The 25,003-nt window shown below is 62.2% G+C and carries 19 protein-coding genes and 1 pseudogene; 5 read left to right on the top strand and 15 right to left on the bottom strand.

What is annotated here, in order from left to right; translation table 11 throughout:
• The first annotated feature begins 89 nt into the window (after positions 1-89).
• A complete protein-coding gene (locus VSR68_RS37210; RefSeq protein WP_342944527.1) occupies positions 90-557 on the top strand; it encodes a nuclear transport factor 2 family protein in 468 nt (155 codons plus the stop codon).
• Positions 558-638: 81 nt separating this feature from the next.
• Here the strand turns inward: VSR68_RS37210 and VSR68_RS37205 are convergent, their stop codons facing one another.
• The 12 genes and pseudogenes from VSR68_RS37205 to VSR68_RS37150 form a co-directional block, all read right to left on the bottom strand.
• Entirely contained in the window at positions 639-1,994 is a 1,356-nt protein-coding gene (locus tag VSR68_RS37205; protein ID WP_342944526.1) for an epoxide hydrolase, read from the bottom strand.
• A gap of 193 nt (positions 1,995-2,187) precedes the next feature.
• Positions 2,188-2,988, bottom strand: a pseudogene (locus VSR68_RS37200) (carbon-nitrogen hydrolase family protein); the annotation flags it as partial.
• Complete coding sequence (locus tag VSR68_RS37195; RefSeq protein WP_342944573.1) at positions 2,976-3,338, bottom strand: MarR family winged helix-turn-helix transcriptional regulator; 363 nt, start codon at positions 3,336-3,338, stop codon at positions 2,976-2,978. The pseudogene VSR68_RS37200 and the gene VSR68_RS37195, both read right to left, overlap by 13 nt.
• A gap of 390 nt (positions 3,339-3,728) precedes the next feature.
• Positions 3,729-4,118 (bottom strand): BON domain-containing protein, encoded by a 390-nt coding sequence (locus tag VSR68_RS37190; protein ID WP_342944525.1) that lies wholly within the window; start codon positions 4,116-4,118, stop codon positions 3,729-3,731.
• A 32-nt stretch (positions 4,119-4,150) separates the two neighbouring features.
• Positions 4,151-5,296: a porin gene (locus VSR68_RS37185; RefSeq protein WP_342944524.1), complete on the bottom strand. Its 1,146-nt coding sequence runs from the start codon at positions 5,294-5,296 to the stop codon at positions 4,151-4,153.
• A gap of 84 nt (positions 5,297-5,380) precedes the next feature.
• Positions 5,381-7,009, bottom strand: coding sequence for a 3-(methylthio)propionyl-CoA ligase (locus tag VSR68_RS37180; protein ID WP_342944523.1), 1,629 nt, complete (start codon positions 7,007-7,009; stop codon positions 5,381-5,383).
• Complete coding sequence (locus VSR68_RS37175) at positions 6,997-7,350, bottom strand: Rieske (2Fe-2S) protein (RefSeq protein ID WP_342944522.1); 354 nt, start codon at positions 7,348-7,350, stop codon at positions 6,997-6,999. Before VSR68_RS37175 ends, VSR68_RS37180 begins: the two co-directional genes overlap by 13 nt.
• A 36-nt stretch (positions 7,351-7,386) precedes the next feature.
• Positions 7,387-7,947 (bottom strand): RBBP9/YdeN family alpha/beta hydrolase, encoded by a 561-nt coding sequence (locus VSR68_RS37170; protein WP_342944521.1) that lies wholly within the window; start codon positions 7,945-7,947, stop codon positions 7,387-7,389.
• Positions 7,948-7,966: 19 nt separating this feature from the next.
• A complete protein-coding gene (locus tag VSR68_RS37165; RefSeq protein ID WP_342944520.1) occupies positions 7,967-8,815 on the bottom strand; it encodes a TauD/TfdA dioxygenase family protein in 849 nt (282 codons plus the stop codon).
• Between the two features lie 10 nt (positions 8,816-8,825).
• Complete coding sequence (locus tag VSR68_RS37160; RefSeq protein ID WP_342944519.1) at positions 8,826-9,806, bottom strand: quinone oxidoreductase; 981 nt, start codon at positions 9,804-9,806, stop codon at positions 8,826-8,828.
• Positions 9,807-9,919: 113 nt separating this feature from the next.
• The gene (locus VSR68_RS37155; protein WP_342944518.1) at positions 9,920-11,242 is read right to left on the bottom strand and encodes an MFS transporter; all 1,323 of its coding nucleotides are present in this window, start codon (positions 11,240-11,242) and stop codon (positions 9,920-9,922) included.
• A gap of 164 nt (positions 11,243-11,406) precedes the next feature.
• Positions 11,407-12,462, bottom strand: coding sequence for a 3-keto-5-aminohexanoate cleavage protein (locus VSR68_RS37150; RefSeq protein WP_342944517.1), 1,056 nt, complete (start codon positions 12,460-12,462; stop codon positions 11,407-11,409).
• Positions 12,463-12,688: 226 nt separating this feature from the next.
• On the opposite strand from VSR68_RS37150, the gene VSR68_RS37145 reads away from it, so the two are divergent.
• On the top strand, positions 12,689-13,690 hold the full coding sequence (locus VSR68_RS37145; RefSeq protein ID WP_342944516.1) for an AraC family transcriptional regulator: 1,002 nt from the start codon (positions 12,689-12,691) through the stop codon (positions 13,688-13,690).
• A gap of 49 nt (positions 13,691-13,739) precedes the next feature.
• Here VSR68_RS37145 and arcC read toward each other — a convergent pair whose 3' ends face one another.
• From arcC to arcA, 3 genes are all read right to left on the bottom strand, one after another.
• Complete coding sequence (gene arcC, locus VSR68_RS37140) at positions 13,740-14,678, bottom strand: carbamate kinase (RefSeq protein WP_342944515.1); 939 nt, start codon at positions 14,676-14,678, stop codon at positions 13,740-13,742.
• An 81-nt stretch (positions 14,679-14,759) separates the two neighbouring features.
• Positions 14,760-15,770 (bottom strand): ornithine carbamoyltransferase, encoded by a 1,011-nt coding sequence (locus tag VSR68_RS37135; protein ID WP_342944514.1) that lies wholly within the window; start codon positions 15,768-15,770, stop codon positions 14,760-14,762.
• Positions 15,771-15,825: 55 nt separating this feature from the next.
• The gene (arcA, locus tag VSR68_RS37130) at positions 15,826-17,079 is read right to left on the bottom strand and encodes an arginine deiminase (RefSeq protein ID WP_342944513.1); all 1,254 of its coding nucleotides are present in this window, start codon (positions 17,077-17,079) and stop codon (positions 15,826-15,828) included.
• An 874-nt stretch (positions 17,080-17,953) separates the two neighbouring features.
• Between arcA and speC the strand changes: the two genes are divergently transcribed.
• The 3 genes from speC (at position 17,954) to VSR68_RS37115 (ending at position 24,994) form a co-directional block, all read left to right on the top strand.
• Positions 17,954-20,317 (top strand): ornithine decarboxylase, encoded by a 2,364-nt coding sequence (speC, locus tag VSR68_RS37125; RefSeq protein ID WP_342944512.1) that lies wholly within the window; start codon positions 17,954-17,956, stop codon positions 20,315-20,317.
• 32 nt (positions 20,318-20,349) lie between these two features.
• Positions 20,350-22,599, top strand: a complete 2,250-nt coding sequence (gene potE / locus VSR68_RS37120) for a putrescine-ornithine antiporter (protein WP_342944511.1) — start codon at positions 20,350-20,352, stop codon at positions 22,597-22,599.
• A 79-nt stretch (positions 22,600-22,678) separates the two neighbouring features.
• Positions 22,679-24,994, top strand: a complete 2,316-nt coding sequence (locus VSR68_RS37115) for an Orn/Lys/Arg decarboxylase N-terminal domain-containing protein (RefSeq protein ID WP_342944510.1) — start codon at positions 22,679-22,681, stop codon at positions 24,992-24,994.
• The last annotated feature ends 9 nt before the right edge of the window (positions 24,995-25,003 follow it).

The following is a 25,003-nucleotide window of genomic DNA, read 5'->3' as shown; positions in this document are numbered from 1 at the left end:
GGATCGGGCTGGTGCAAGGCGCCAGATCACGATAGCCAATAACATGTTCGCGCGCGGCGCGAACATGTTCGATTCCAGCGAGGTGAATCATGAGAATCTGCGTATCGAGGCCGTGCGTACTTGCTGCAGTGCTGGTCGTTGCCGTCCAGGGCAGCGCATTTGCGAAGACCGAAACCTGCCATTCCACATCGAAGAAACAGATTGCTGCGCTTTTCGACCGCTGGAACGATTCGCTGAAGACGGGCAATCCGGATAAGGTCGTGGCGAACTACGCGCCGCACTCCATCCTGCTGCCGACCGTCTCCAATAAGCCACGTTTGACGACTGAGGAAAAGGTCGACTATTTCAGGCATTTTCTGGAGAACAAGCCCGTCGGCACGATCGATTTCCGCGAGATCATGATCGAATGCAATACGGCGATCGACGCGGGTCTCTACTCGTTCAAGTTCGGGGACGGCTCAGTTGTGAAAGCTCGCTATACGTTCACCTATGAGTGGAATGGGAACAAATGGCTGATCACCAGCCATCATTCGTCGAAGATGCCGGAAGGCGAGTAAGCGACACCGCGCGCGGCCAGCATTCACGCTCGCAGCGCACGGCGAACGAAAACGCGCCCGGGTCGTTGCGACGTAATCCGCTTATTTGCGCAGCGGCCTCAATCCCGCGCGCACTTCATCGGCAAACAGTTGCGGCTGTTCCCAGGCCGCGAAGTGTCCGCCCTTGTCGAGCCGGTTGTACCAGATCAGGTTGTGATACGCGCGCTCGGTCCAGCTTCGCGGCGCCTGATAGTTCTCGCGCGGAAACACGCTCACGGCGGCAGGGACGGACACATCGGCGGCAGCCAGGAAGTTGAAGTGCGACTCCCAATAGAAGCGCGCCGAGGAAACGCCCGTATTCGTCAGCCAGTAGAGCGTGATGTCGTCGAGGACGTCGTCGCGCGTCATCGCGCCTGACGATTCTCCGTTGACCGTGCGTCCGAAGACGGCCGAAGTCAGTGCCGCCGCCGGCTGCGTATAGCCGTCGCCGTGATCGAGAAGCCAGCCTGCGAGGCCAATCGGCGAGTCCGACAGCCCATAGAGCGTTTGCGGGCGCGTGCCCATCTCCAGCGCATAGGCGCGGCGCTTTTTGGCCGCGCTGCTGAGCTGCTCGTACGCGTGCTTTTCTTCATCGTTGAGTCCCGTGGGCGGCGGATCGCCTGCCTGTAGCGCCTTCGCGATATCGGCGGGAATGGTTGCCGGGAAGTCGACGTGAATGCCGAGCAACTCCGGCGGTGCCTGCTTGCCCATCACGTTCGCAACGACACCGCCCAGATCGCCGCCTTGCGCCGCGAACCTGTCGTATCCGAGGCGCTTCATCAGCGTGACCCACGCGCGCGCCGTGCGCTCCGGCCCCCAGCCGGTCCCCGTCGGCTTGCCGGAAAGCCCATAACCCGGCAAGGACGGGATGACGAGATGGAATGCGTCCGATGCGCTCGCGCCATACGCGGTGGGATTCGTCAGCGGATCGATGATCTTGAACTGCTCGATGACGGAACCGGGCCATCCGTGCGTCACGATAAGCGGCATCGCGTTTTCATGTTTCGAGCGAACGTGGATGAAGTGAATATCCAGCCCATCGATCTCCGTCACGAAGTTCGGCAGCGCGTTCAGTTTCGCCTCGCACTTGCGCCAGTCGTAGTCCGTGGACCAATGACGGGCGAGTTCCTGCATCATCGCGAGCGGCACCCCTTGCGAGTCGTCGCCGACTGTCTCGCGTTCGGGCCATCGTGTCGCCTTGATGCGCCGACGCAAGTCGATCAGTTGCGCCTCGGGCACATGCACACGAAGCGGGCGGATCGCCGTCTTGTCGCCGCCCGCCGGTTTCGAAACTGAAAAAATCGACTGATTCGTTTCGGCGAATGCAAGCTGGCTCAGCGAGCCGGCCGCGATAGTCGCTGCCGCTACGCCGACAAAACGGCGGCGAGACGGCGAGTGGGGAATGATGTCGTCTGACATAAGAACTCCTGATGCAATGAAGCGGTTCGCGTCCGGCCGAAGCGTGTATCGACGAATCGTCGAAAGCGGTACGCACGGCACGTCCGGTGTGACGCGATTGGAACGCATCGATGTATCTCGCGCGTGTCCGGAAGCGCCGCTTTTGTACTCACACGGAGCGACGCGCCGAACACATATAGACGCAAGAACTCTCCTAGCTGCGTGTCGCGGATGCCGGCGCAACCGTCGACTTCGACTCTTCCACGCGATGTTCTTCGACGTTCGGCGCGGCATTCGCGGCACGTTCATGCACGTGCGAAGCAGGCGAGCGGTCGATCAGCAGGCTCAACAGTTCGGGCCGGTTGTAGTGGCCAGCCGAGTCCACCAGCATCTTGCGACGATCGATGAGCGTGAAGTCGAGATCGGCGATGACTTCGCCCTCACCCGACCGAAGCGGTTCGCCGAGCAGCATGCCATCCGGCGCGACGATCGCAGTGAAGCAGCCGCCCGAGATCGGACCGATCTCGCAGCCCGTGTCCCTCATGATCTGCGCCTGCTGGTCGGCATCCAGCCAGGCGGTTGCGTTCACGACGAACGCGCCGGATTCCAGCGCATGCTGGCGGATGTTGATTTCCGTTCGTTCGGCAAAGCCTTCTCCGAACGCGGAGCCCGGGTACATCGCCGAATGGATCTGCTCGCCGTCGGCCATCATCGCGTAACGCGCGAGCGGATTGTTGTGCTCGAAGCACGCAAGCTGACCGATGCGGCCGACCTTGCTGTCGACTGCGCGCAGGCCCGAGCCGTCGCCCTGCCCCCAGACCATGCGCTCGAAATGCGTGGGCGTGATCTTGCGGCGGCGCTGGATCAGCGTGCCGTCGGCATCGAAGAGCAGTTGCGCGTTGTAGAGGGTTCCGCCGTCACGCTCGTTGACGCCGATGGACACGACCATGCCCGTCGCCCTGGCAGCCTCGCCGATTGCGTCGGTGGCCGGCGACGGCACCGTTACCGCCTGGTCGGCAGCAGCGCCTTGCCGCGTTGCGTCAGCGTGAGCGGCCGGCTGCGGCCGTCGTCGCCGGGCAGGCCTTCGCAGACCCAGCCCTGGGCGATCAGCGGTTGCAGGTTTCTCGTCAGCGTCGAGCGGTCTTGATGGTTCCTGCGCCCAAGCGCCGAGCGGCTGAGCGGCCCGAGTTCCATGATGAGCACGAGGAGCGAGAATTGAGGTGCGTTGACGCCGAACGGCCGCAGCGCGTCGTCGTAGATCGTGGTCAAGACCCGCGAAATCTGCCGAGTACGTGTGAGCAGGCAGCTGCGCGCGATCTCGCCGCTCAGCTCTTTGACCGCCTCGTGTTGAATGTCCACGTTCATCATCGACCTCATGTTGCAGATGCAATATCGACGTCCCGCTAGCCGTCCGGCTTGCTATGGGCCTTTCGTCGATGGACGTATTGGAGCGTGCGGATGTATCTGGTGTGTGTCGTAAAACGCCGGGTGTGTATGCGCGTGTATTGCGGCGTGTCGCAGATACATTGCCGTACATGGCACGCGAGGGGTGTCGTCAGGCCGGCTGTAAAAAGTGTGCGGGAGGGAAGTGGATGTTCCGCGCCGAACGGTCGAAGGCGCGGATTATCGGCGAGGCAGGTTCAGAGATGAAACGGCGATCTTCAAACAGAAGATCGCGAGTATGGCGATGACGCGCGCGCGGATCAGTACATCGGGCGATCCGCGCGCAAGAAGCCGCTTGCCGGCGACAGCCGCTTACATGCCGCCGAATGGTTTCTTCACCGTCAGCTTGTTGGTCACGGAAGTCACGCCCTGCACGCCCTTCGCGATCTCCGCAACCTTGTCGATCTGCGAAGGATCCTCGACCGTGCCGTTCAGCGTCACCGCGCCGCCTTTCGCGATCACGCTGATGTTTCCTGCGTCGATCTCCTTGTGCGTCCCCATCGCGGCATAAACCTTCCGACGCAGCGCGCGATCCGCTTTCCTTCCGGTTGCGGGCGCGGCGGCACCGGACGCCGCCATCGCGGATGCGCCCGGCGCAGCGGCGGGCGCGCTGCCCGTCTGGCCGGGCTGGGACCATGCACCGATGGACATCGCGACCAGCAATACGGCGACCGCCATTTCGAGTACCTGAATGCTTTTCATTGACTACTCCGTTTTATATATGTGTGACGCAATCAGAAGATATGGCGAATGCCGACCATGGCCGCAGTGGTGGACTGGCCGGGCGCAACAGGCGCCCCGTAGATGATCGTCTGGTTCATGGTTCCCTTGTTGCTGACATAGCCCACTTGCGCGTAAGTCTTGGTCCTCTGCGACAGGTTGTATTCCGCGCCCACTGCGACCTCGCTCGAGTGATTCGAAGAATTGTTCTTGTCCTTCAGGTAGTAGTAGCCGGACGTAATCTTGAAGCGCGGATTGAACTGGTAGCCGAGGCCACCCGACGCCATTTCGAAGTCAGCGGTATTGCTATGGGCCGGGTTCTTGCCGACACCATACGAAGCCGAAATCGAAAATCCGCTGATCGTGTACATCGCTCCGAAATAGTAGAAGCGATTGTTGTCGACGCCTGTCGCCGGCACTGCGGGCGCCGCCGGGTAGGTCAGCGGGAACGGATTGGTATCGTGCCCGTTGTAGTAGACGGCGGACAGATTCAGACCGTAGTTCGAATACTTGAGCACGGCCGACTCGCGCGTGCCGCCCTGGAAGTGTCCAGGGACGCCGCCCGGCGCGTACTCCAGCGCGAGCGACGCGCCATAAAACTTCGGCGAGTTGTAGACCAGCGCATTGCTGTCATAGAGCGCGCCGATCGGCGCATTCGTGCTCGTGCCGGGCCAGCCTGCCGCCTGATTCACGCCCAGCCACGCAGTCAGAATACTGCCGAAATACTGCGCGCCGCGCACATCCGTTTCAGCCATTGCGTAGATCATCGGAATGATCTGCCGGCCGGCGTCGACCGTGCCGAACGGGCCGGACAAGCCGATCGTCGCGAACTGGTTGAAGATCGCGGTGGTGCCCGGCGTATCGGACAGGCCGAACTTGCCGTTCGTCGAGTTGAATACGCCCTGCAGCTTGAAGTTGACCTTGTAGCCGCCGCCGATGTCTTCGCTTCCCTTGATGCCCCAGAAGCTCGCATAGATGCCGCCGTCCTTGAGCTGATAGACGTGGCCGAGGTTCGGCGCATGCGGCTGGAACGTCGCCGCCGACGTGCTCTGATACAGGAATCCGGTGTCGATCACGCCATAGAGCGTCACGGACGATTGCGCATGAGCGGTCGTGGCGAAGATCGCCAGTGCGGCAGCGCTGCTTAACTTCGTTTTCATTCAGTCTCCTCCAATCCTGTGATTGCCGGGCGAACCCGGCTGTTTTTTCATCGAATAGAACTGCGTTATCAAAAGCTCAATGCGTCAGGCCGTCAGGTAGTAGTCTCCGAACTGGTCGCGCAACAGGTTCTTGAGTACTTTCCCGGTTGCACCGAGGGGCACGGTGTCGACGAACACCACCGCATCGGGCTTCCACCATTTCGCGACCCGTCCATCGAAGAAGCCCAGCAGTTCTTCCGCGGCGAGCGCGCTGCCCGGCTTCTTCACGATCAGCAGCAGCGGCCGCTCGTCCCACTTCGGATGCCGCGCCGCGATGCACACGGCCATCGTGACTTCGGGATGCAGGCACGCGACGTTTTCGATGTCGGTCGAACTGATCCATTCGCCGCCCGATTTGATGACGTCCTTGCTGCGATCGGTGATCTGCATGAAGCCGTCGGCGTCGATCTTCGCGATGTCGCCCGTCGGAAACCAGCCGTCGCGCAGATGCGACGCGTCGCTACTGCCGAAGTACTGCTGCACGACCCACGATCCGCGCACGAGCAGATCGCCGGCAGCCTGGCCGTCCCACGGCAGTTCCTCGCCGTCCGGGCCGACGATCTTCATGTCGATGCCGAACACCGAGCGGCCCTGCTTTGCCTGAACGACATAGCGTTCGTCGGTGGGCAGAGAAAGGTGATGAGCCTTGAACGCGCACACCGTGCCGACGGGGCTCAGTTCCGTCATGCCCCATGCGTGCAGCACGTCGACCAGATAACGCTCCTGGAACGCTGCCGTCATCGCGGTAGGACACGGCGCGCCGCCGATGATCGTGCGGCGCATCGACGAGAACGCACCCTCGATCGCGTCGACGTGCGCAAGCAGTCCTTGCCAGACAGTCGGCACGCCCGCCGACAGCGTGACCTGTTCGGTTTCGATCAGCTCGTAGAGCGACTTGCCGTCGAGCGCCGGCCCCGGAAACACCAGCTTCGCGCCGACCATGCACGCGATGTACGGCAGTCCCCATGCGTTCACATGGAACATCGGCACGACGGGCAGGATCGCGTCGCGCGCCGAGCAGTTCAGCGAATCCGGCAGCGCCGCTGCGTAGGTGTGCAGCACCGTCGAGCGGTGGCTGTACAGCACGCCCTTCGGATTGCCCGTGGTGCCCGACGTGTAGCACAGCGACGACGCGCTGTTCTCGTCGATGACCGGCCAGTCGAACTCGTCGTCGTGAAGATCGATGAGATCCTCGTAGCACAGCAGCATCGTGGACAAGCCATGCTCTTGCGGCATGTGCGCGCGGTCCGTCATCGCGACGAACACCTTCGGGCTCTTGACGCGCGGCGCCACGCTATCGATCAGCGGCAAGAACGTGAGATCGAAGAACACGACGCGATCTTCCGCGTGCTCGATGATGTACGCGAGCTGATCGACGTGCAGACGCGGGTTGAGCGTATGCAGCACGGACCCGGACCCCGACACGGCGAAATACATCTCCATGTGGCGATAGCCGTTCCATGCCAGCGTCCCTACCCGATCGCCCGGCCTGATGCCGAGGCTTGTCAGCGCGTTTGCCATGCGGCGCGCGCGCTGCGCGAGATCGCGATACGTATAGCGGTGAATGTCGCCTTCGACCCGGCGCGACACGATTTCCTGTTTGCCGTGATGGCGCTCGGCGTGCATGAGCAGCGAAGCGACCAGCAGCGGCTGCTGCATCATCAAACCTTGCATCCTTCCTTCTCCTGATTGGTGGTGGCGTCCGGCTCATCGAGACTGACGACCAGTTGCCCATCGACTGTCCGCACCGGGAAAGTCGTCAGGCTCAAACCGCCGGTGCCCGGCGTGCAGCCCGTGCGCAGATCGAAGCGCAGTCCGTGCGCGGGGCAACGCAGCACGCACCCTTCCAGCTGTCCGCTCGCGAGCGAGGCGCCGTTGTGCGGACACGAATTGTCGATTGCGTGAATCGCGCCGCCGACGTTGAATACGACGATGCTGCGTCCATCGACGAATGCGAGCTTCCGCTGGCCAGGCGCGAGTTCATCGGCAAGGCCGACCACAATCTGACGTGACATCTCAACTTCCTTTCCTGATCCGCTGCGCAGCGCGGATCAAAGCAATTCGCGAATCAGCGTCTGCGCCATCGGCCATTCGCCGAAGCCCGCAGCGGGATTCAGATGGCCGACTTCGCCGAGATCGACGAGGCGGCTGCCCCAGTCTTGCGCCATTGCACGCACACGCTCGAACCGCGCGAGCGGATCGTTGCGGCTCGCGCCGACGATGCTCGGGAACGGCAACGGCTTGCGCGGAACCGGATGCCAGCCGTTCTGCGCGATCGCGTCGATGGACGGATAGCCTTCCGGCAGCGGCGTTTCGAGGTCCGCGGGCGTCGCGAGCAGCGCGCCGTGAATCTTGCGGTTGTGCTGCTGCGCCCAGTGCACGGTGACCATCACGCCCGCGCTATGCGCGACCAGGATCACCGGGCCGTCGATTTTCGCGAGCGCTGCATCGAGCGCCGCGACGCGTGCCGCGCAACTGAGCTTGTCCTGTTCGAGCGGCGGTACAGAGGCGGCCTTCGGCAGCTTTTGCTCCAGCAGGGTCTGCCAGTGTTCCGCGACGTGGTCGCGCAAGCCGGGCACGATCAGGATGGTCGGCGTCGTATCGAGAGTCATGAAGCGTTGTCCTGCGCAATCAGTACGGCTTGTCGCCGATAATGCCGGCCCGTTCCATCTTGCGATGGCACGGCGCGTAATCCATCACCGCATAGTGCTGCGTGCTGCGGTTGTCCCAGATCGCGATGCTGTTCTTCTGCCAGCGCCAGCGCACCTGGTACTCGGGGATATAGGCCTGGCTGATCAGATAGCGCAGCAGATCACCCGCGCCCGGATTTGCGTCCTGCCCGAAGCGCACGCGCTCCGGCGTGTGATAGTTCGTGAAATGCGTGGTGAAGGCGCTCACGAACAGCACCTTCTCGCCCGTCTCGGGATGCGTGCGCACTACCGGATGCTCCGCGTCCGGAAACTGTGCTTTCAACGCGAGGCGCTTTTCGATCGGCATCACGGCGCCGAAGCTCGCCTCGATGCTGTGGCGTGCGCGAAGCTCCGCGATCTGGCTCTTGATGTGATCCGGCAGGTTCTCGTATGCGAGGACCATGTTCGCCCACATCGTGTCGCCGCCGACGGGCGGGCATTCCACGCAGCGCAGAACCGCGCCGAACTGCGGCGCTTCGCGCCACGTCGCGTCCGCGTGCCACGCGTTCTCGTAGCGGTCGTTCGGCTGGTCCGGGTTCTTGTAGATGCGCACGAGGCCCGGATGCTCCGGATCGCTGCCCGCGACGGGATGATCTTCCAGCTCGCCGAAGCGGCGCGCAAACGCCACATGCTCGGCGCGCGTGATGTCCTGGTCTCGCAGGAACAGCACCCGATGCTTCAGCAGCGCTGCGCGGATTTCGGCGAACAGCGCATCGTCGTGGACCGCGTCGGCGAGCTTCACGCCGACCAGTTCCGCGCCGATCGCGCACGTCAGTTGTTCGATTCGCATGACTGTTTCCTCAGATGACGAAGACCGACGAGCCCGTCGTCTTGCGCGTTTCCAGGTCGCGATGGGCTTGCGCCGCATCTTCGAGCGCGTAACGCTGGTTCAACTCGATCCTGATGCGGCCCGCCGCGATGTGCCCGAAGATTTCGCCGGCGAGGTCGTTCTTCTCGGCGGGATCGGCGATGTAGTCGGCGAGCGCCGGACGCGTCAGATAGAGCGAGCCCTTCATCGCCAGCATCTGCGGATTGAACGGCGGGATCGGGCCCGAAGCCGTGCCGACGCAGACCATCAGGCCACGGCGCTTGAGCGAATCGAGCGAGGCCTCGAAGGTGTCCTTGCCGACGCTGTCGAACACCACGTTCACGCCGACGCCGCCCGTCAGTTCACGCACGCGCTTCGCGACGTCTTCGCGGCTGTAGTAGACGATGTGGTCGCAGCCATGCGCGCGGGCCACTTCGCCCTTGGCTTCCGTCGACACCGTGCCGATCACCGTCAGGCCGAGCAGCTTCGCCCATTGCGACACGATCAGGCCGACACCGCCGGCGGCCGCGTGCAACAGGATGGTGTCGCCCGCCTTGAAGTCGTAAATGCGGCGCATCAGATACGCCGAAGTCAGTCCGCGCATCGTCATGCCGGCAGCTGTTTCGCACGAAATCGCGTCGGGCAGCTTGATGAGCGGAGCGGCCGGAATCAGGCGTTCGGTGCTGTACGCGCCGAGCGTGTTGATAAAGCCGGTGTAGGTCACGCGATCGCCGACTGCGACGTTCGTCACATCGGGGCCGACGGCTTCGACCACGCCCGCGGCCTCGACGCCCATCCCCGCAGGCAGCGGGACCGGGTAAAGACCGCTGCGGAAGTAAGTGTCCGCGAAATTGAGGCCCACTGCCTCATGGCGCAGGCGGACCTGTCCGGGGCCGGGATCGCCCACTTCGACGTCCTCGTAGCGCAAGACTTCGGGACCACCCGTTTCGTGGAAGCGCACTGCTTTTGCCATGTTGAATCTCCTATCCATTACTCGAACTGCAAAGTCCGTTTCGTTTCGCCTGTCGCGCAACTTCAGGCCGCCGCGTTGAAAGCGCGCCGCCGTTGCGCGTGCAGGGCCTATCGTCAGCGCAGCGCCTGCTCGCGCAGGGCGTTCAGGCGGTCCAGGTCGCCTGCGTAGTTCCGTTTGCCGATAAAGAATGCGATGGCCGCGACAAGAGGCGCGAACGGAACGAGTTGCAACGCACCGAGCAGCCCGATCCGGTCCGCGACCATCCCCGTCAGCACGGCGGCGGGCGCGAGACCCAGCAGGTTGTTCGCGAGCGTCAGCGTCGCAAACGCCGATGCATGAATAGACGGCGGAGTGAGGTTCGCCACCATCGCGCCTGAAGGGCCGCTCGCACCTGCGCAGAAGAACATGCCGATGCCGATCACGACGAGTTGCAATGAACCCGCAGGCATGTGGAAGCCGATCGCGAGCAGCGTGAAGCACGCGAGGCAGAACGCGATCGCAGCGACCCATTTTCTTTCGCGCACATTCTTGCTGAGCCGGTCGGCGAGGTTGCCGCACACCACCATGCCCAGGCCCGTCACCAGCACGAACAGCGCCGCGCTCATGGCCGCCTTGCCCGTCGCCATGCCGTAGTAGCGGTTCAGGAAGCTCGGCATCCACGCCCAGATAGCGGCGGGCACGAGCAGATGAATGCCGCTGCCGACATAGGCGCACACGACGGACTTCGTCGAGAAGAGTCCCTTCATCAGCGCGCGGAAGCTCATGCGCACGCCGGGCCCTTCCGCCTGGCGGATCGCGCTTGCAGGCTGCAGCGGCGCAAGACGCTTCTCGGTGACGACGAACCGGTAGCAGACGACCAGCACGATCCCCATGACCGCCATCGCGCCGAACGCCGCGCGCCAGCCGAGATGAGCCGCAACCGTGCCGCCGGCGGCCATGCCCAGCACCGAACCGAACGCGCCGCCCGCCATGAACGTGCCCGTGAGCGTGGAGCGCAGCCGCGCCGGAAAGATGCTCAGCACGACGGCAATGCCTACACTGCCGTATGCGGCTTCGCCGATGCCGACGAAGGCGCGCGCAATCAGCATCTCGCCGTAGTTCGTCGAGATCGCACAGCCCAGCGTCGCGAGACTCCACATCGCCGCCATCAGGACGATGCTTTTCACGCGGCCCCAGCGGTCGGCGAGCACCGACAGCGGAAACGTGAGCACGCCGACCATCAGCGCGACCACGCTGCTCAACGAACCCAGTTGCGCGTCCGAAAGGCTCCATGTTGTCTTGAGCAGCGGAAACACGGCATTCAACACCTGCCGCGACATGTAGTCGGAAAGCAGCAGTCCCACTGTCAACGCAAATACCACCCACGCATACGCGCGTACATCAGCTTTTGTTGTCGTAACGTCGCCCGTCGTGGGCTCGGCATGCTGCATCAGCATGATTTGTCTCCTTCCCGTCCGCCTCTTTGCCGGCCGTCCTTGTGTCCCTGTTAGCAGGGCAAAGCGGCCGACTATGGATATTTCCTCATGCTCCCCGGCGCGTGCCGGGGAGTCCTGCATTCGAAGCCCGGCATCGCTCGATGCGTCCGCTGGGCTTCAACCTGTCACGCTGCGCGCAGCGGCAGGTTCCTCACGCCCGTCTGGCGGTTCGGCGCCATGCCGTTGGCGGCGAGCGTCTCGTCGACGGTTTCGTACTGCACGCCGATACGGTAAATCTCGCGCGCTTCCTTGCCGCTCGCAATCTCGCGCCCAAGCTCGCGGGCGACGCGCACGCACTGCTCGATCTGCTGCACCGACGTAAAGCGCTTGCCGTGCTGGTCGATGATCGTGTCTTCGATGCCGCAACGCGGATGCAGGCCCATCGACATCGCCATCATGTTGAACGGCAGCACGTTCTTGAGCAGCGACTCGGCCGTGAGCGTGCAGCCATCGGGCGCGCGATGCACGAAGTTGAAGAAGTTGAACGGGTTCGGGCCGTCGAAGCCGCCGCCGATGCCGATCCACGTCAGATTCAGCGGCCCCTTGTAGACGCCCTTGCGCACGAGGCGCTCGAGCGTTTCGAGCGCGTGAATGCCCGTGAGCTGGAAGTGCGGCTGGATGCCAGCGGCCTGCAGGCGGCGCAGATGCTCCTCGACCCATGCCGGGCCCGCCGGCACCGTCATTTCGCTATACGCGGACATGAACGCCGGATTCGACAGCGAGGTGCCTTCCAGATACTCCGGATAGAGCAGCTCCATGATGTTCATCTGCGTGGTGTTGATCGCGACCGTCACCTGATCCGGCGCGGGGTCGAGATCGGCGAGCATGTGACGCGTGTCGTCGGACAGCCACTTCGCGGCCTGGCCTTCGTCTTCCGGTGCGAACGAAATCGAGCCGCCGACCTGGATGATCATGTCGGGCACGGCTGCGCGCACGCCGGCGATCAGTTCGTTGAACTTCGACAGGCGCTTCGAACCCTTGCCGTCCAGTTCGCGCACGTGCAGATGAAGCACCGTGGCGCCTGCGTTATAGCAGTCGACGGCCTTCTGGATCTGCTCGTCCATCGTTACGGCGATGTCTTCCGGAAAGTCTTCGGGCATCCATTCCGGGCCATACGGAGCGGTGGTGATGACTACCTTGTCCTGATTCTCAGGGTGCAGCGAATCGTCGAGAAATTGCATGTTTTCCTCCAGAGATGAATGACGTGCCGATGCCGCGGGATCGCGTGAAACCGGAACATCTCGAATCGTCGTGCTCGCACAATACGTCATCCACGCGCTAGACTTTTAGGATCAGGCGCCATCCTTTTAGCGAACGGTGCCACTGCGTGTTAACACTAGTATTGGCCGCAGTGAGCATCGCTGAGAGGCAAGGCGCAGCCCGTCTGGAGACTGCGGAGAAAGAACGATGGAAATGATGCTCGGGTCGATCGCCATGAACGGCTATTTCGATGTGACGCGGCGGCTCGGACTGAACCCTGTCGAGCTTGCGCAGCAGGCAGGAATCGATCCCGCCGCCCTTGCGAATGCGAACGATCGCGTGCCCGCCGCCGCCTGTTGCCGGCTGCTGGAACTCACGGCAAAGAAGGCGTCGTGCCCGACGTTCGCATTGCAGATGGCCGAAACCCGGCAGAAGTTCGGCACCGGCGTGATCAACGTGCTGCTCGCGCACAAACGCACCTTGCGCGAGGTGTTGCTCGCGGCAGCCGAATACCGGCATCTGCTCAACGAAGCGCTGGCCATCTACGTCGAGACGACGGGCGAAACGGTCACGATCCGCGAGGAACTCGTCGTCGCACCGGGCACGCCGACGACGCAGGCGATCGAACTCGCGCTCGGCGCTCTCGCGCGCCACTCGAGCGCGCTGCTCGGCCAGTTCTGGAAACCGCGCTCTGTCCATTTCACTCATCCCGCGCCGTCGGACCCGACGTTTCATCGGCGATTCTTCGGCTGTCCGCTGGAGTTCGGCAGCGACTTCAACGGGTTCGTGTGCGCCACCGCCGATCTCGACTATCCCAATCCCTCAGCGGACCCCGAACTCGTGCGGTACGCCGAGAGCCTGGCCGCTCCCCTCAACGCGACAGGACCGGATTCGGCCGCGCTGGAAGCGCGCAAGGCGATCTATCTGCTGCTGCCCCTCGAACAGGCCACCGTCGATCTGGTCGCCCGCCATCTGGGCGTGAGCGTGCGCACGCTGCAACGTCAGCTGAAATCATCCGGTACGAGCTTCTCGGATCAGGTCGAGGAAGTGCGGCGCGAGCTTGCCGTGCGCTACATGAGCAACCCGCGCTATCCGATCGGACGCGTCGCGTCGCTTCTAGGCTATGCGCAACAGGGGTCGTTCACAAACTGGTTCGTCGCGAACTTCCGGATGACGCCGCGCGACTGGCGCGCAAGCCAGGCGAAGTGACGGGTCGGCGCGCGGATCACACGAGTGCCGGCGAGCACCGCGCGCCGCGTTACGCGAGCGGATAGAACTCGATGCCGGGCTTGCGCACGCTGATCCGCGTCCCCGCCGTGCCTTGCGTGATCGCGACGATGTCGCGAAGCGCGCCGATCACGGCATCCTTGCCCGTCTTGCGCGCGAACTCGATGGCGGCCTGGACCTTGGGCCCCATCGACCCCGACGCGAAGCCCAGCTTCTCGAGTTCGTCCGGATGCGCCTGGGCAATGCCTTTTTGCGTCGGCTTGCCCCAATCGACGTAGGCTGCGTTGACATCCGTCGCGATGATGAGCACGTCCGCCTCGAGTTCCTGTGCGAGCAACGCAGAGCACAGATCCTTGTCGATCACGGCTTCCACGCCGCGCAGCTTGCGGTTTTCGTCGTAGCACGTCGGGATGCCGCCGCCGCCCGCGCAGATGACGATGGTGCCCTTCTCCAGCAGCCATTTCACCGGACGGATTTCGAAGATGCGCTGCGGACGCGGACTCGCGACCACGCGGCGATACTTGTCGCCATCCTCCGCGATGCTCCAGCCTTTTTCGTCCGCGAGCGTCTGTGCCTCTTCCTTCGAGTACACAGGACCGATGGGTTTGGTCGGATGCTGGAACGCCGGGTCAGCGAGATCCACTTCGACTTGCGTCAGGATCGTCGCAAACGGCACTTCGAACGGCAGCAGATTGCCCAGCTCCTGTTCGATCAGATAGCCGATCATCCCCTCCGTCTGCGCACCGAGCACATCGAGCGGATAAGGCGATACGTCCTTGTAGGCTGCGCTTTGCAGCGCGAGCAAGCCGACCTGCGGACCATTGCCATGCGCGATGACGAGTTCATTGCCCGTTGCCACGCTGGCGATCTGCGTGGCGGCAACCTTGACGTTCTCGCGCTGCTGGCTCTCCGTCATGGGCTGGCCGCGCTGCAACAGCGCATTGCCGCCCAGTGCGATGACGAGGCGCATGATGCGATCCTCCTGCGGAATGTCCGGCCGTGCGGCACGCTTGCGCCGCACGGCGACGAACATGAGGCAAAACCGATACGCTCAGATATCGGCCAGAGTCGAAACGAGGATAGCCTTGATCGTATGCATCCGGTTCTCCGCCTGCTCGAATGCGATGTTGTAATCCGATTCGAACACGTCGTCCGTTACTTCGATCCCGTTCGCCAGGTTCGGATAGCGCTCCGCGATCTGCTGGCCGACCTTGGTCTCGCAGTTGTGAAAAGCGGGCAGACAATGCATGAAGCGGGTTCTCGGGTTGCCCGTCGACTCGATCAGCGCGCGGTTCACCTGATACGGCAGCAGCGCCTTGATCCTTTCGTCCCAGGCTTCGACCGGCTCGCCCATCGACACCCACACATCCGTGTGAATGAAATCGACCATTTTCACCGCTTCTTTCGGATCTTCGGTGAGCGTCACGCACGCGCCGCTTTCCTTCGCGAATTGCTGGCATGCAGCAACGTGCTCTTCATGCGGCCATAGCGACTTCGGCGCCGCCACGCGCACGTCCATGCCGAGCTTCGCGCCGACCAGCAATAGCGAATTGCCCATGTTGTTGCGCGCGTCGCCGAGATACGCATAGCTGATGTCATGCAGCGGCTTGTCGGAGTACTCGCGCATCGTCAGCACGTCGGCGAGCATCTGCGTCGGATGGTATTCGTCCGTCAATCCGTTGAAGACGGGCACGGCAGCATAGCGCGTCAGTTCCTCGACGATTTCCTGGCTGAATCCCCGGTACTCGATCGCGTCGAACATGCGGCCGAGCACGCGCGCCGTATCCTTCATGCTCTCTTTGTGTCCGATTTGTGACGATGTCGGGTCGATATACGTGACGTGCGCGCCCTGATCGTGCGCGGCCACTTCGAATGCACAGCGCGTTCGAGTGGAAGTTTTTTCGAAGATCAATGCAATGTTCTTGCGCTGCAAATGCTGTTGCTCGGTGCCCGCGTATTTGGCGCGCTTGAGATCGCGCGACAGATCGAGCAGATAGCGCAGCTCGCGGCCGCTGTGATGCATGAGGCTGAGAAGACTGCGGTTTCGCAGATTGAAAGCCATGAGTTGTCTCCATCGATCGGGTGGCTGAGCGTTGGCTCGACGCGAGGCAAACGCTTCAGTAATCAACGGGATCGCGCGCAATCGGGCACGTCATGCAATGCCCGCCGCCACGGCCGCGTCCAAGCTCGCTGGCCGCGATCGTGATCACTTCGATGCCCGCCTTGCGCAGCAGCGTGTTCGTGAACGTATTGCGGTCGTAGCCGACGACGACGCCGGGCTCGATGCACACCATGTTGTTGCCGTCGTCCCATTGCTCGCGTTCCGCCGCGAACTGGTTGCCTCCCGTTTCGACGACGCGCAGTTCTTTCAGTCCCAACGCATCGCCCACCGCCTTGACGAAGGGCTTGTCTTCGCGCTGGATGCTCATGCCATAGGAACTCTTCTCGTCGGGCCTGATCGTGAACGTGACGATCTTCCCGACCACTTCGGGGAATATCGTCACGAGATCGCGGTCGCAGAAACTGAATACCGTGTCGAGATGCATGGCTGCGCGCGACTTCGGCATGCCCGCGACCAGCACCTGGTCAGCCGCGCCTTTGTCGAACAACGCTCGCGCGACCTGGCCGATTGCCTGCCGCGATGTGCGTTCGCCCATGCCGATCAACACGGTGCCGTTGCCGACGGGCATCACATCGCCGCCTTCCAGCGTCGATGCGCCGTGGTCCGTGTCGGGATCGCCATACCAGACCTCGAAGCCGGCGTTGGCGAACGTCGGGTGAAACCGGTAGATTGCGGCCTCAAGCAGCGTCTCTTGCCGCCTCGCGGGCCAATACATCGGATTGAGCGTCACGCCGCCATAGATCCAGCACGTCGTGTCGCGCGTAAAGACCATGTTCGGCAATGGCGCAAGCAGGAAGCTGGAGTAATCCAGATACTCTCGAAAGAGCTTGACGACGGGCGCATCGCTGCCGGGAATGTCGTCGAGCGAAACGCCGCCGATCAGAAATTCGGCAAGCCTGCGCGACTCCAGTTCATTCATCCACGCGCGCACTTCGCCGCTCAACCCCACGCCGACGCTGTCGTCGGAGACTCTTCGGTCGAGTATCCATTTACGCGCTTCGGGATTGTCCAGCGTCTGCGTCAGGAGGTTATGAACGTCGAGCACTTCCACCCCGCGCTCGCGCATCTTCGTGACAAAGTCGAAGTGATCCCGCTTGGCCTGGCTCACCCAGATGACATCGTCGAACAACAGCTCGTCGCAATTGCTTGGCGTCAAGCGTTGATGGGCCAGTCCGGGCGCAGAAACCATGACCATGCGCAGCTTGCCAACCTCGGAGTAGGCTCCGAGCCTGGTGACCTCTGTATTCATCGCTGTCTCCTATATGCGAATCAGAGCGTCGCGGCTTTCCGGTTGTAACGGAAGCCCGCTTATCGACTTACTGCCTTCAGGCGAAAGACGGTTTGCGCGTGTTCATCGACAGAACGTCATCACACTCGCGAGGGCGCCACGCGGCTTCGATCTACCGCTTTGCAACACGCGTGGAGTGACGTGCGGCCGGGATTTATTTGTGCGGCTGCATCTCGACACACGACTCTTATCGGGCAATGAACGAAAGCGAAAGCGCGTCTGGGAAATGCTCTGTCTAATTGTTCTTACGGAAAAAACCGGCACGTCATCTGCAGATCATTCTGGTTGATAAAACCACATTGTTCAAGATTCTACGTAAATCGCATCTCAGCAATTGCGGCAGTCGAATAGCGCGACAGCAATTGAAAATATGCGCGAGATTTTTTCTAAAAAATAAATGACCAGACATCGATACGCGTTGAAGAAGCCGTATTCAACAAAATGCAGATACGGATGCGATTTGCTTGATTCGCTATGCCAGGGTTCTCATGCGAACAAAAAAATTTGCAATAAGCGATAAGCTCGCCAACTATATACGTAGCACTTACGACGACTATATCGACGCACCGCTGGCAGCCCGCGTTCGAGCGCCAGATACAGCCGAGAGAGACCCGCAGCAAGGTATCGCCATGCCGCGTTCTGCCCGATGACCCATGACACCCGGAAACCTCGGTAGTCCCCGGTTGTGCGTTCTACCTTCCTGTTACTTGTCGATCTGAACGAAAAATTGCATTGCCGAACGTTGACGGTACAGATTCCTGCGCCCAACTTTGACGTCCGGCGCATGGGCGACAAATCAAGCTGATTCGCGAAGCCGGTTGACGAAGGAGTGACCATGGTCCCTCGCCCTTTGAAGGCGCCCACCATCCCGATTCCCTTCCACAAGTTTCTGAAGGTCGTCGCGATCGTGGACCGAAATGACGCCCAAACCAGCGAGTTGTTGGAGCAGATCACGGCGGAGCACTTCCGCGTCGAAGTGACGGATAGCTTCGCACGCGACGTCAACGAAGACGCCGACGTCGGCGCGTACATCGCCCTGATCGACGGCGCCCGCCTGGAAGCGGCGCGCACACTCGCCGCTTCCGTGCGCTCGCTAGGCTTCCGCACGCCGCTCTGGGCACTCGCAAACTCGCACCATCTGTCGGATCTCGCGGTGACGGCGGGACTCGGCGAAGTCGACGGCTATATCTATCTCGGACAGCAAACGCCAGCCTTCTACGCGAAGCAGGTCATGGCGAGCCTCGTCAAATACGGCTTGAGCCTGCTGCCGCCATTCTTCGGCGGACTCGTTGCATACGATGCCGAAGCCAATATCGCATTCGACTGTCCGGGGCATCAGGGCGGGCAGTTCTATCGGAAGTCGCCGGCGGGGCAGTTGTTCTTTAAGCATTTCGGCGAAAGCATCTTTCGCAATGATCTGTGCAATGCGGATGTCGATCTCGGCGATCTGCTGATACACGAAGGCGCGGCGGCAGAAGCACAGCGTCACGCCGCCGAAGTCTTCGGCGCGGACCAGACGTACTTCGTTCTAAACGGAACCAGTACATCCAACAAGATCGTGACGGGCGCCGTTCTCAAGCGCGGCGATCTCGTTCTGTTCGACCGCAACAATCACAAGTCGCTGCATCAGGGCGCGCTCGTTCAGGCCGGCGCGATTCCCGTCTTCCTGCCGACTTCACGCAACGCATTCGGGATGATCGGCGCTGTCGATTGGCAAGCCTGGAACGAAGACTATCTGCGCGAGCAGATCCGCAACAACCCGCTGGTCAAGGACCCGGGCCGCAGCCAGGCGGAGCGCCCGTTCCGGCTCGCATGCATTCAGCTCGCGACTTACGACGGGACGATCTACAACGTGCGCAAGGTGCTCGAGAAGATCGGTCATCTATGCGACTACGTGCTGTGGGATGAGGCGTGGATCGGCTACAACGCGTTCCATCCGCTGTTCGACGATCACAGCCCGATGCGCCTGAAAGATCTGACACCGGACTTGCCCGGCCTCTTTTCGACCCAGTCCGTTCATAAGCAGGGAGCCGGCTTTTCGCAGGCGTCGCAGGTTCACAAGCGAGACGAACACATCCGCGGACAACAGCGCTACATCGAGCACAAGCGCTTCAACGAGTCGTTCCTCATTCACGCGAGCACATCGCCTTTCTATCCGCTGTTCGCGTCGCTCGACGTCAACGCAAAAGTGCACGAAGGGAAAGCGGGCGAAGTGCTGTGGGACAGCTGCATCGAGCTCGGCATCGAGGCGCGCAAGAAATTCCGCGAGTTCGCCCGCCACTATCAGGAGACAGGCAAGACCGCGCAGGAACAGTGGTTCTTCGATCCTTTCGTGCCCGACGTCGTCGATATCCGCAATTCGAATTTCATGGCGGATGCATCGAATGTCGCGTGGGAAGACATTCCGACCGACGTCATCAAGCGTGAGCAGCAGTGCTGGGAATTCCGCCCGGAAGCGGCCTGGCACGGCTATACGGGCTACACCGACGGCTACGTGATGGCCGATCCGAACAAGCTGAATCTGCTGACGCCCGGGATCGACCGGAGCACAGGCGAGTATCTGAGTTTCGGCGTGCCCGCGACGGTCGTGGCGAACTATCTGCGTGAAGAAGGCATCGTCCCCGAAAAGTGCGACCTGAACAGCATCCTCTTTCTGATGACGCCGGCAGAAGACGAAAGCAAGCTCAACACGCTGATAGCGCGTCTCGTCAAGTTCAAGAACCTGTGGGATCGCGATGCCTCGCTGGCTGAAGTACTGCCTACGCTCTGCGCCGCGCATAGTGAACGCTACGAAGGCTATACGCTGCGGCGCGTGTGCAACGAGATGCACGACTTCTATCGCGAGGCGAACGTCAAAAACTTGCAGCGGCTGTGCTTCCGCGCGTCGAGCTTCCCGGAACTCGCGATGTCGCCGGAAGAAGCGTATGAGGCGCTCGTCGCGAACCGGGTCGAGTATGTGCCGCTCGATCGTGTCAAAAACCGCGTCTCCGCGACTCTGGCGCTGATCTATCCGCCAGGAATCGGTGTCGTGCTCCCCGGCGAGCGTTGGGATGACCGTGCCCAACCAATGCTGGATTACTTCATGGCGTTCCAGGAATCCTTCAATCGCTTTCCCGGCTTCAATTACGAAGTTCAGGGCGTGTTCCAGGAACGCGAAGACGGTCGCATCCGTTTTTATACCTACGTGGTCAGTGAATAACCGACAAGGAAAGCCACTAAGGAGTGTGCGCCATGGCTGCTGAACCGAAAAAGATGAGCGTCGTGCAACTGACGTTCATCGTTACCGTAAATATGATGGGCTCGGGCATCATCATGCTGCCCACCAATATGGCGAAGGTCGGCGCCATTTCGCTGCTGTCGTGGGTGGTGACGGCATTGGGCTCGATGGCGATCGCTTATGGCTTCGCGCAGGCAGGCATCCTCAACCAGCGCGCGGGCGGCATGGCTGCATACGCTGAAGACGCTTACGGAAAGCCCGGCTACTTCCAGGTGTTCTTCCTTTACTTCCTGTCGCTTGCGATTGCGAATGTCGCCGTCGCAAGCTCGGCGCTCGGTTATCTGGCCGCCTTTTTCCCCGTGCTGACATCGTCGCCCGCCGCGACGTGCGTCGGCGTGATCGCGCTGTTGTGGATCACCACGGTCGCGAACTTCGGTGGTCCGAAGCTGACGGGGCGTATCGGCTCCGTCACGGTCTGGGGCGTGATTCTGCCCGTCGGATTCATGTCGATTGCCGGATGGTTCTGGTTTCACTCCAGCACCTTTGCAGCCGCCTGGAACCCGCAAGGAATGCGGCTCATAGAGGGCATGGGCTCCAGCATCTCGCTGACGCTGTGGGCATTTCTCGGCATGGAATCGGCGGTGCAGAATTCGTCGGCCGTCGAGAACCCGAAGCGCGATGTGCCGCTCGCCTGCATGTTCGGCACACTGGGCGCCGCAATTATCTACGTTCTTTCGACGACGGCGATCCAGGGCATCGTTCCCAATGCGGACCTCGCGAAATCGACGGGCCCGTTCGGTCTCGCCTTCGCGCATATGTTCAGCCCGGCCGTCGGTTCGATCGTGATGGCGCTCGCGGCCATGGCGTGTGTCGGGTCGCTGCTCGGCTGGCAGTTCACGCTGGCCCAGACGGCAAAGGACGCCGCCGACAGCAACATGTTCCCGTCGATCTTCAGCAAGGCCAGCCACAATGGCGCGCCGATCGCCGGCATGATCATCATGGGAATCGTGCAGTCGTTGATGGCGCTGTCGACCATGTCGCCGAATCTGTCCGAACAGTTCGCGGCGCTCGTCAATCTGGCCGTCGTGACGAATGTGGTGCCGTATATCGTGTCGCTGTCGGCGCTGTTCGTCATGATGCGCGACGCGGGGACGGAACCCGCCGTCTACCGGCGCAATGCAGTGGTCGCAGTGGTCGCGATGGCCTACTCCGTCTACGCGCTCTATGCGTCGGGCAAGGACGCCGTGCTGGGCGGCATGTTGGTCATGGCGATCGGCTACATCATCTATGGCTTCATCGCGCCACGGCTTTCGCTGCTGGGCGTCAAGGCGCGCAAGCCGGCGATCGCGGCGGCGAGCATCATCGCGTTCGCCGTGCTGTGCGCACCGGCGCCGCGTCCCGCGCACGCAGCGGGAGCGAGCGCCGTCCTGTCGGGCGCGCTCGCGCGGATCAAGCAGTCGGGGAAGATCAACGTCGGCTATGTCGACGCGGCCAGCCCGTTCGTGTACCGCGATAGCGAAGGCCGCGCCGTCGGCTATCTCGCGGGGATATGCCAGGGCGTCGCGGATCAGCTCAAGAGCGGACTGGGCCTTCCCGCGCTGACGGTGAACTGGACGCAGGTCTCTTCCGACGACCGCTACCGCGCGCTGCAGGAACACCGGATCGACCTGCTGTGCGGCGACGCTGAAACACTGACGGGCCGCAAGTTCATCAGCTATTCGCTGCCTGTCTATCCGGGCGGTATTGCCGCGCTGATGCGCGCCGACGCATCGCCCGGACTCAAGGCCGTACTTAGCGGCGACACGGAGGCCCACCGGCCGGTGTGGCGCGCATCGCCGGCGGAGATCCTGAATTCGCAGACATTCTCGACCATCAAGGATTCGCCCACGCAACGATGGCTGAACGACCGCATCAACGAGTTCAAGCTGACAGCGCGGGTCGTCAACGTGTCGAGTTATGAGGAGGGCGTGCGGCTCGTGCTCGACCGCAAAATCAATGTCTTCTTCGCGGAGCGGCAGATCCTGCAGGATGCCGTCAAGAAAAGCACCGCGTCGGATAGCCTGTTCGTCCTTCAGCGCCGTTTCACCGTTGTGCCCGTTTCGCTGGGCGTCGCGCGCGACGACGAGGACATGCGCTTTTCCGTCGATAGCGCGCTCAGCAAGATGTACGCATCGGGCAACTATCGCGGGCTTTTCGTGAAGTGGTTCGGCGAGCCGGACGAATACACGAAGAACTTCTATCGCCTTGCTGTCTTGCCTGAGTAAGGTCCCGAGTCCCGGCCTGGCGCGCGCCTGTGTCGCGCGCCAGGCCGCTTGCCGTCAGCATGCGAACCTGGGAGTGCACATGCCCGCCTCGTCCGAATCCATCTATCGCCGCCTTGGCATGAAAGCGTTGCTGGTGCATCACGAAGTCGATGCGCGTACCGCGAGTGGCCGCGCCGCCCAGTCGCTTGCAGCCGAACTGGAGGAACGGCGCGTGCGCGTCGTGATAGCGACCTCGGCCGACGACGCCGTATCGGTCATCCGCTCCGATCCGCTGATTCAGTGTCTGCTGCTGGATTGGGAGCTCGAAAACGACGAAAGCCATCAACAGGCCCAGCGTGTGCTGGATGCGCAGCGGGTGCGCAGCGCGACCGTGCCGATCTTCCTGCTCGCGAGCCGCACGAGCGCATCGACCGTCCCCGTGGACGCGATGCAAAAGGCCGACGACTTCATCTGGATGCTGGAAGACACTACGGCGTTCATCGCCGGAAGAATCGTCGCGTCGATCGAGCGCTACCGCGAGACCGTGCTGCCGCCGATGTTCGCCGCACTGGCGCGCTTCTCGAAGGTGTTCGAATACTCGTGGCATACGCCCGGTCATACGGGCGGCACCGCCTTCATGAAATCGACGGTCGGACAGGCATTCTTCGAGTTCTTCGGCGAGCAGCTGTTTCGCTCGGACCTGTCGATTTCGGTCGGCGAGCTCGGCTCGCTGCTCGACCACAGCGGCCCCATCGGCGAAAGCGAGCGTTATGCGGCGAGAGTCTTCGGCTCGCATCGCACGTATCACGTGACGAATGGCTCGTCGATGTCGAATCGCGTGATCCTGATGGCAAGCGTGACACGCAATCAGATTGCGCTATGCGATCGCAACTGTCACAAGTCGTCCGAGCACGCGATGACGATGTCGGGCGCAATACCGACTTATCTCGTGCCCTCGCGCAATCACTACGGCATCATCGGTCCGATCATGCCCGAGCGGCTCACGGCCGCGGCGGTTCGCCTGCTGATCGAACAGAACCCGCTGGTCAGGAATCGCGATGGCGTCGACCCCACGCCCGTTCATGCGCTCGTGACGAATTCGACTTACGACGGGCTCTGTTACAACGTGACGCGACTGGAAGAACTGTTGGGCGAAAGCGTCGACCGGCTGCATTTCGACGAAGCCTGGTACGGCTATGCGCGCTTCAATCCGCTCTACAAGGACCGCTTTGCGATGCACGGCGACCCCGCCGATCATGACGCTTCGAAGCCGACGGTGTTCGCGACGCACTCGACGCACAAGCTGCTCGCGGCGTTGTCGCAGGCCTCTTTCATACACATTCGCGACGGGCGCAATCCGATCGAGCACGCGCGCTTCAACGAAGCGTACATGATGCACGCATCGACCTCGCCGCAATACGCGATCATTGCATCGAACGATGTCAGCGCCGCGATGATGGACGGCCCCGGAGGCGAAGCGCTGACGGGCGACGCGATCCGCGAGGCAATCGCGTTTCGGCAGATGCTCGGCAGGCTTCACGCGCAATTCGACGAGCAAAGCGACTGGTTCTTCAACGGCTGGCAACCCGAAGTCGTCGTGAATCGCCACACCGGCCGGCGCACGCCCTTCCATGAAGCCGATGAAGAACTGCTCGCGACCGATCCGTCGTGCTGGGTCATGCATCCCAACGATGCATGGCACGGCTTCGGGGCCATCGAAGACGGCTACTGCATGCTCGATCCGATCAAGGTATCGATCCTGACGCCCGGCGTCGCGCCGCAAGGCGGGCTGTTGCCCGTCGGCATTCCGGCATGTGTCGTGACGGCTTATCTCGATCGCCACGGCATCGTCGTCGAGAAAACGACTGACTTCACGATCCTGCTGCTGTTCTCGATCGGCATCACGAAGGGCAAGTGGGGAACGCTCGTCAACACGCTGCTCGACTTCAAGAAGGACTATGACGCGAATCTCGCGCTCGATCAGGCACTGCCGAGTCTGGTCGCGCGCTATCCGGAACGCTATAGCCGGCTCGGATTACGCGATCTCTGCGATCTCATGTTCCGCGCGATGGGCGATCTGAAGACAACGGAGATGATGTCGCGCGGCTTCTCGACGCTTCCCGATCCGGAATACAGTCCGCAGGAGGCGTTCGAGCTGCTCGTGCACAACCAGGTGGAAACGCTCGATCTGTCGCAAATGGCGGGCCGCACGGTCGCCAATGCGGTCGTGCCCTATCCGCCGGGTATTCCGCTGCTGATGCCCGGCGAAAATGCGGGCCCCGACGATGGCCCGTTGCTCGGCTACCTGAAGGCGCTCGAACAGTTCGACTTGCGCTTTCCGGGCTTCACTCACGATACGCACGGGGTCGAAGTCGAGGATGGCGTCTATCGAATCGCATGCATACGCAAACCGTAGCGATTCGCC

It is taken from the genome of Paraburkholderia phymatum (genome assembly GCF_038900715.1).
GTDB classification, from domain to species: domain Bacteria; phylum Pseudomonadota; class Gammaproteobacteria; order Burkholderiales; family Burkholderiaceae; genus Paraburkholderia; species Paraburkholderia phymatum_A.
Note: the sequence above shows the minus strand (reverse complement) of the source record. Positions and strands in the feature narration are given on the sequence as shown.

Excerpts from the sequence above, each read along its gene's own strand:
- VSR68_RS37210 (WP_342944527.1), top strand. The coding sequence starts at position 90 with ATGAGAATCTGCGTATCGAGGCCGTGCGTACTTGCTGCAGTGCTGGTC.
- VSR68_RS37205 (WP_342944526.1), bottom strand. The coding sequence starts at position 1,994 with ATGTCAGACGACATCATTCCCCACTCGCCGTCTCGCCGCCGTTTTGTC.
- VSR68_RS37195 (WP_342944573.1), bottom strand. The coding sequence starts at position 3,338 with ATGAACGTGGACATTCAACACGAGGCGGTCAAAGAGCTGAGCGGCGAG.
- VSR68_RS37190 (WP_342944525.1), bottom strand. The coding sequence starts at position 4,118 with ATGAAAAGCATTCAGGTACTCGAAATGGCGGTCGCCGTATTGCTGGTC.
- VSR68_RS37185 (WP_342944524.1), bottom strand. The coding sequence starts at position 5,296 with ATGAAAACGAAGTTAAGCAGCGCTGCCGCACTGGCGATCTTCGCCACG.
- VSR68_RS37180 (WP_342944523.1), bottom strand. The coding sequence starts at position 7,009 with ATGCAAGGTTTGATGATGCAGCAGCCGCTGCTGGTCGCTTCGCTGCTC.
- VSR68_RS37175 (WP_342944522.1), bottom strand. The coding sequence starts at position 7,350 with ATGTCACGTCAGATTGTGGTCGGCCTTGCCGATGAACTCGCGCCTGGC.
- VSR68_RS37170 (WP_342944521.1), bottom strand. The coding sequence starts at position 7,947 with ATGACTCTCGATACGACGCCGACCATCCTGATCGTGCCCGGCTTGCGC.
- VSR68_RS37165 (WP_342944520.1), bottom strand. The coding sequence starts at position 8,815 with ATGCGAATCGAACAACTGACGTGCGCGATCGGCGCGGAACTGGTCGGC.
- VSR68_RS37160 (WP_342944519.1), bottom strand. The coding sequence starts at position 9,806 with ATGGCAAAAGCAGTGCGCTTCCACGAAACGGGTGGTCCCGAAGTCTTG.
- VSR68_RS37155 (WP_342944518.1), bottom strand. The coding sequence starts at position 11,242 with ATGCTGATGCAGCATGCCGAGCCCACGACGGGCGACGTTACGACAACA.
- VSR68_RS37150 (WP_342944517.1), bottom strand. The coding sequence starts at position 12,462 with ATGCAATTTCTCGACGATTCGCTGCACCCTGAGAATCAGGACAAGGTA.
- VSR68_RS37145 (WP_342944516.1), top strand. The coding sequence starts at position 12,689 with ATGGAAATGATGCTCGGGTCGATCGCCATGAACGGCTATTTCGATGTG.
- arcC (WP_342944515.1), bottom strand. The coding sequence starts at position 14,678 with ATGCGCCTCGTCATCGCACTGGGCGGCAATGCGCTGTTGCAGCGCGGC.
- VSR68_RS37135 (WP_342944514.1), bottom strand. The coding sequence starts at position 15,770 with ATGGCTTTCAATCTGCGAAACCGCAGTCTTCTCAGCCTCATGCATCAC.
- arcA (WP_342944513.1), bottom strand. The coding sequence starts at position 17,079 with ATGAATACAGAGGTCACCAGGCTCGGAGCCTACTCCGAGGTTGGCAAG.
- speC (WP_342944512.1), top strand. The coding sequence starts at position 17,954 with ATGGTCCCTCGCCCTTTGAAGGCGCCCACCATCCCGATTCCCTTCCAC.
- potE (WP_342944511.1), top strand. The coding sequence starts at position 20,350 with ATGGCTGCTGAACCGAAAAAGATGAGCGTCGTGCAACTGACGTTCATC.
- VSR68_RS37115 (WP_342944510.1), top strand. The coding sequence starts at position 22,679 with ATGCCCGCCTCGTCCGAATCCATCTATCGCCGCCTTGGCATGAAAGCG.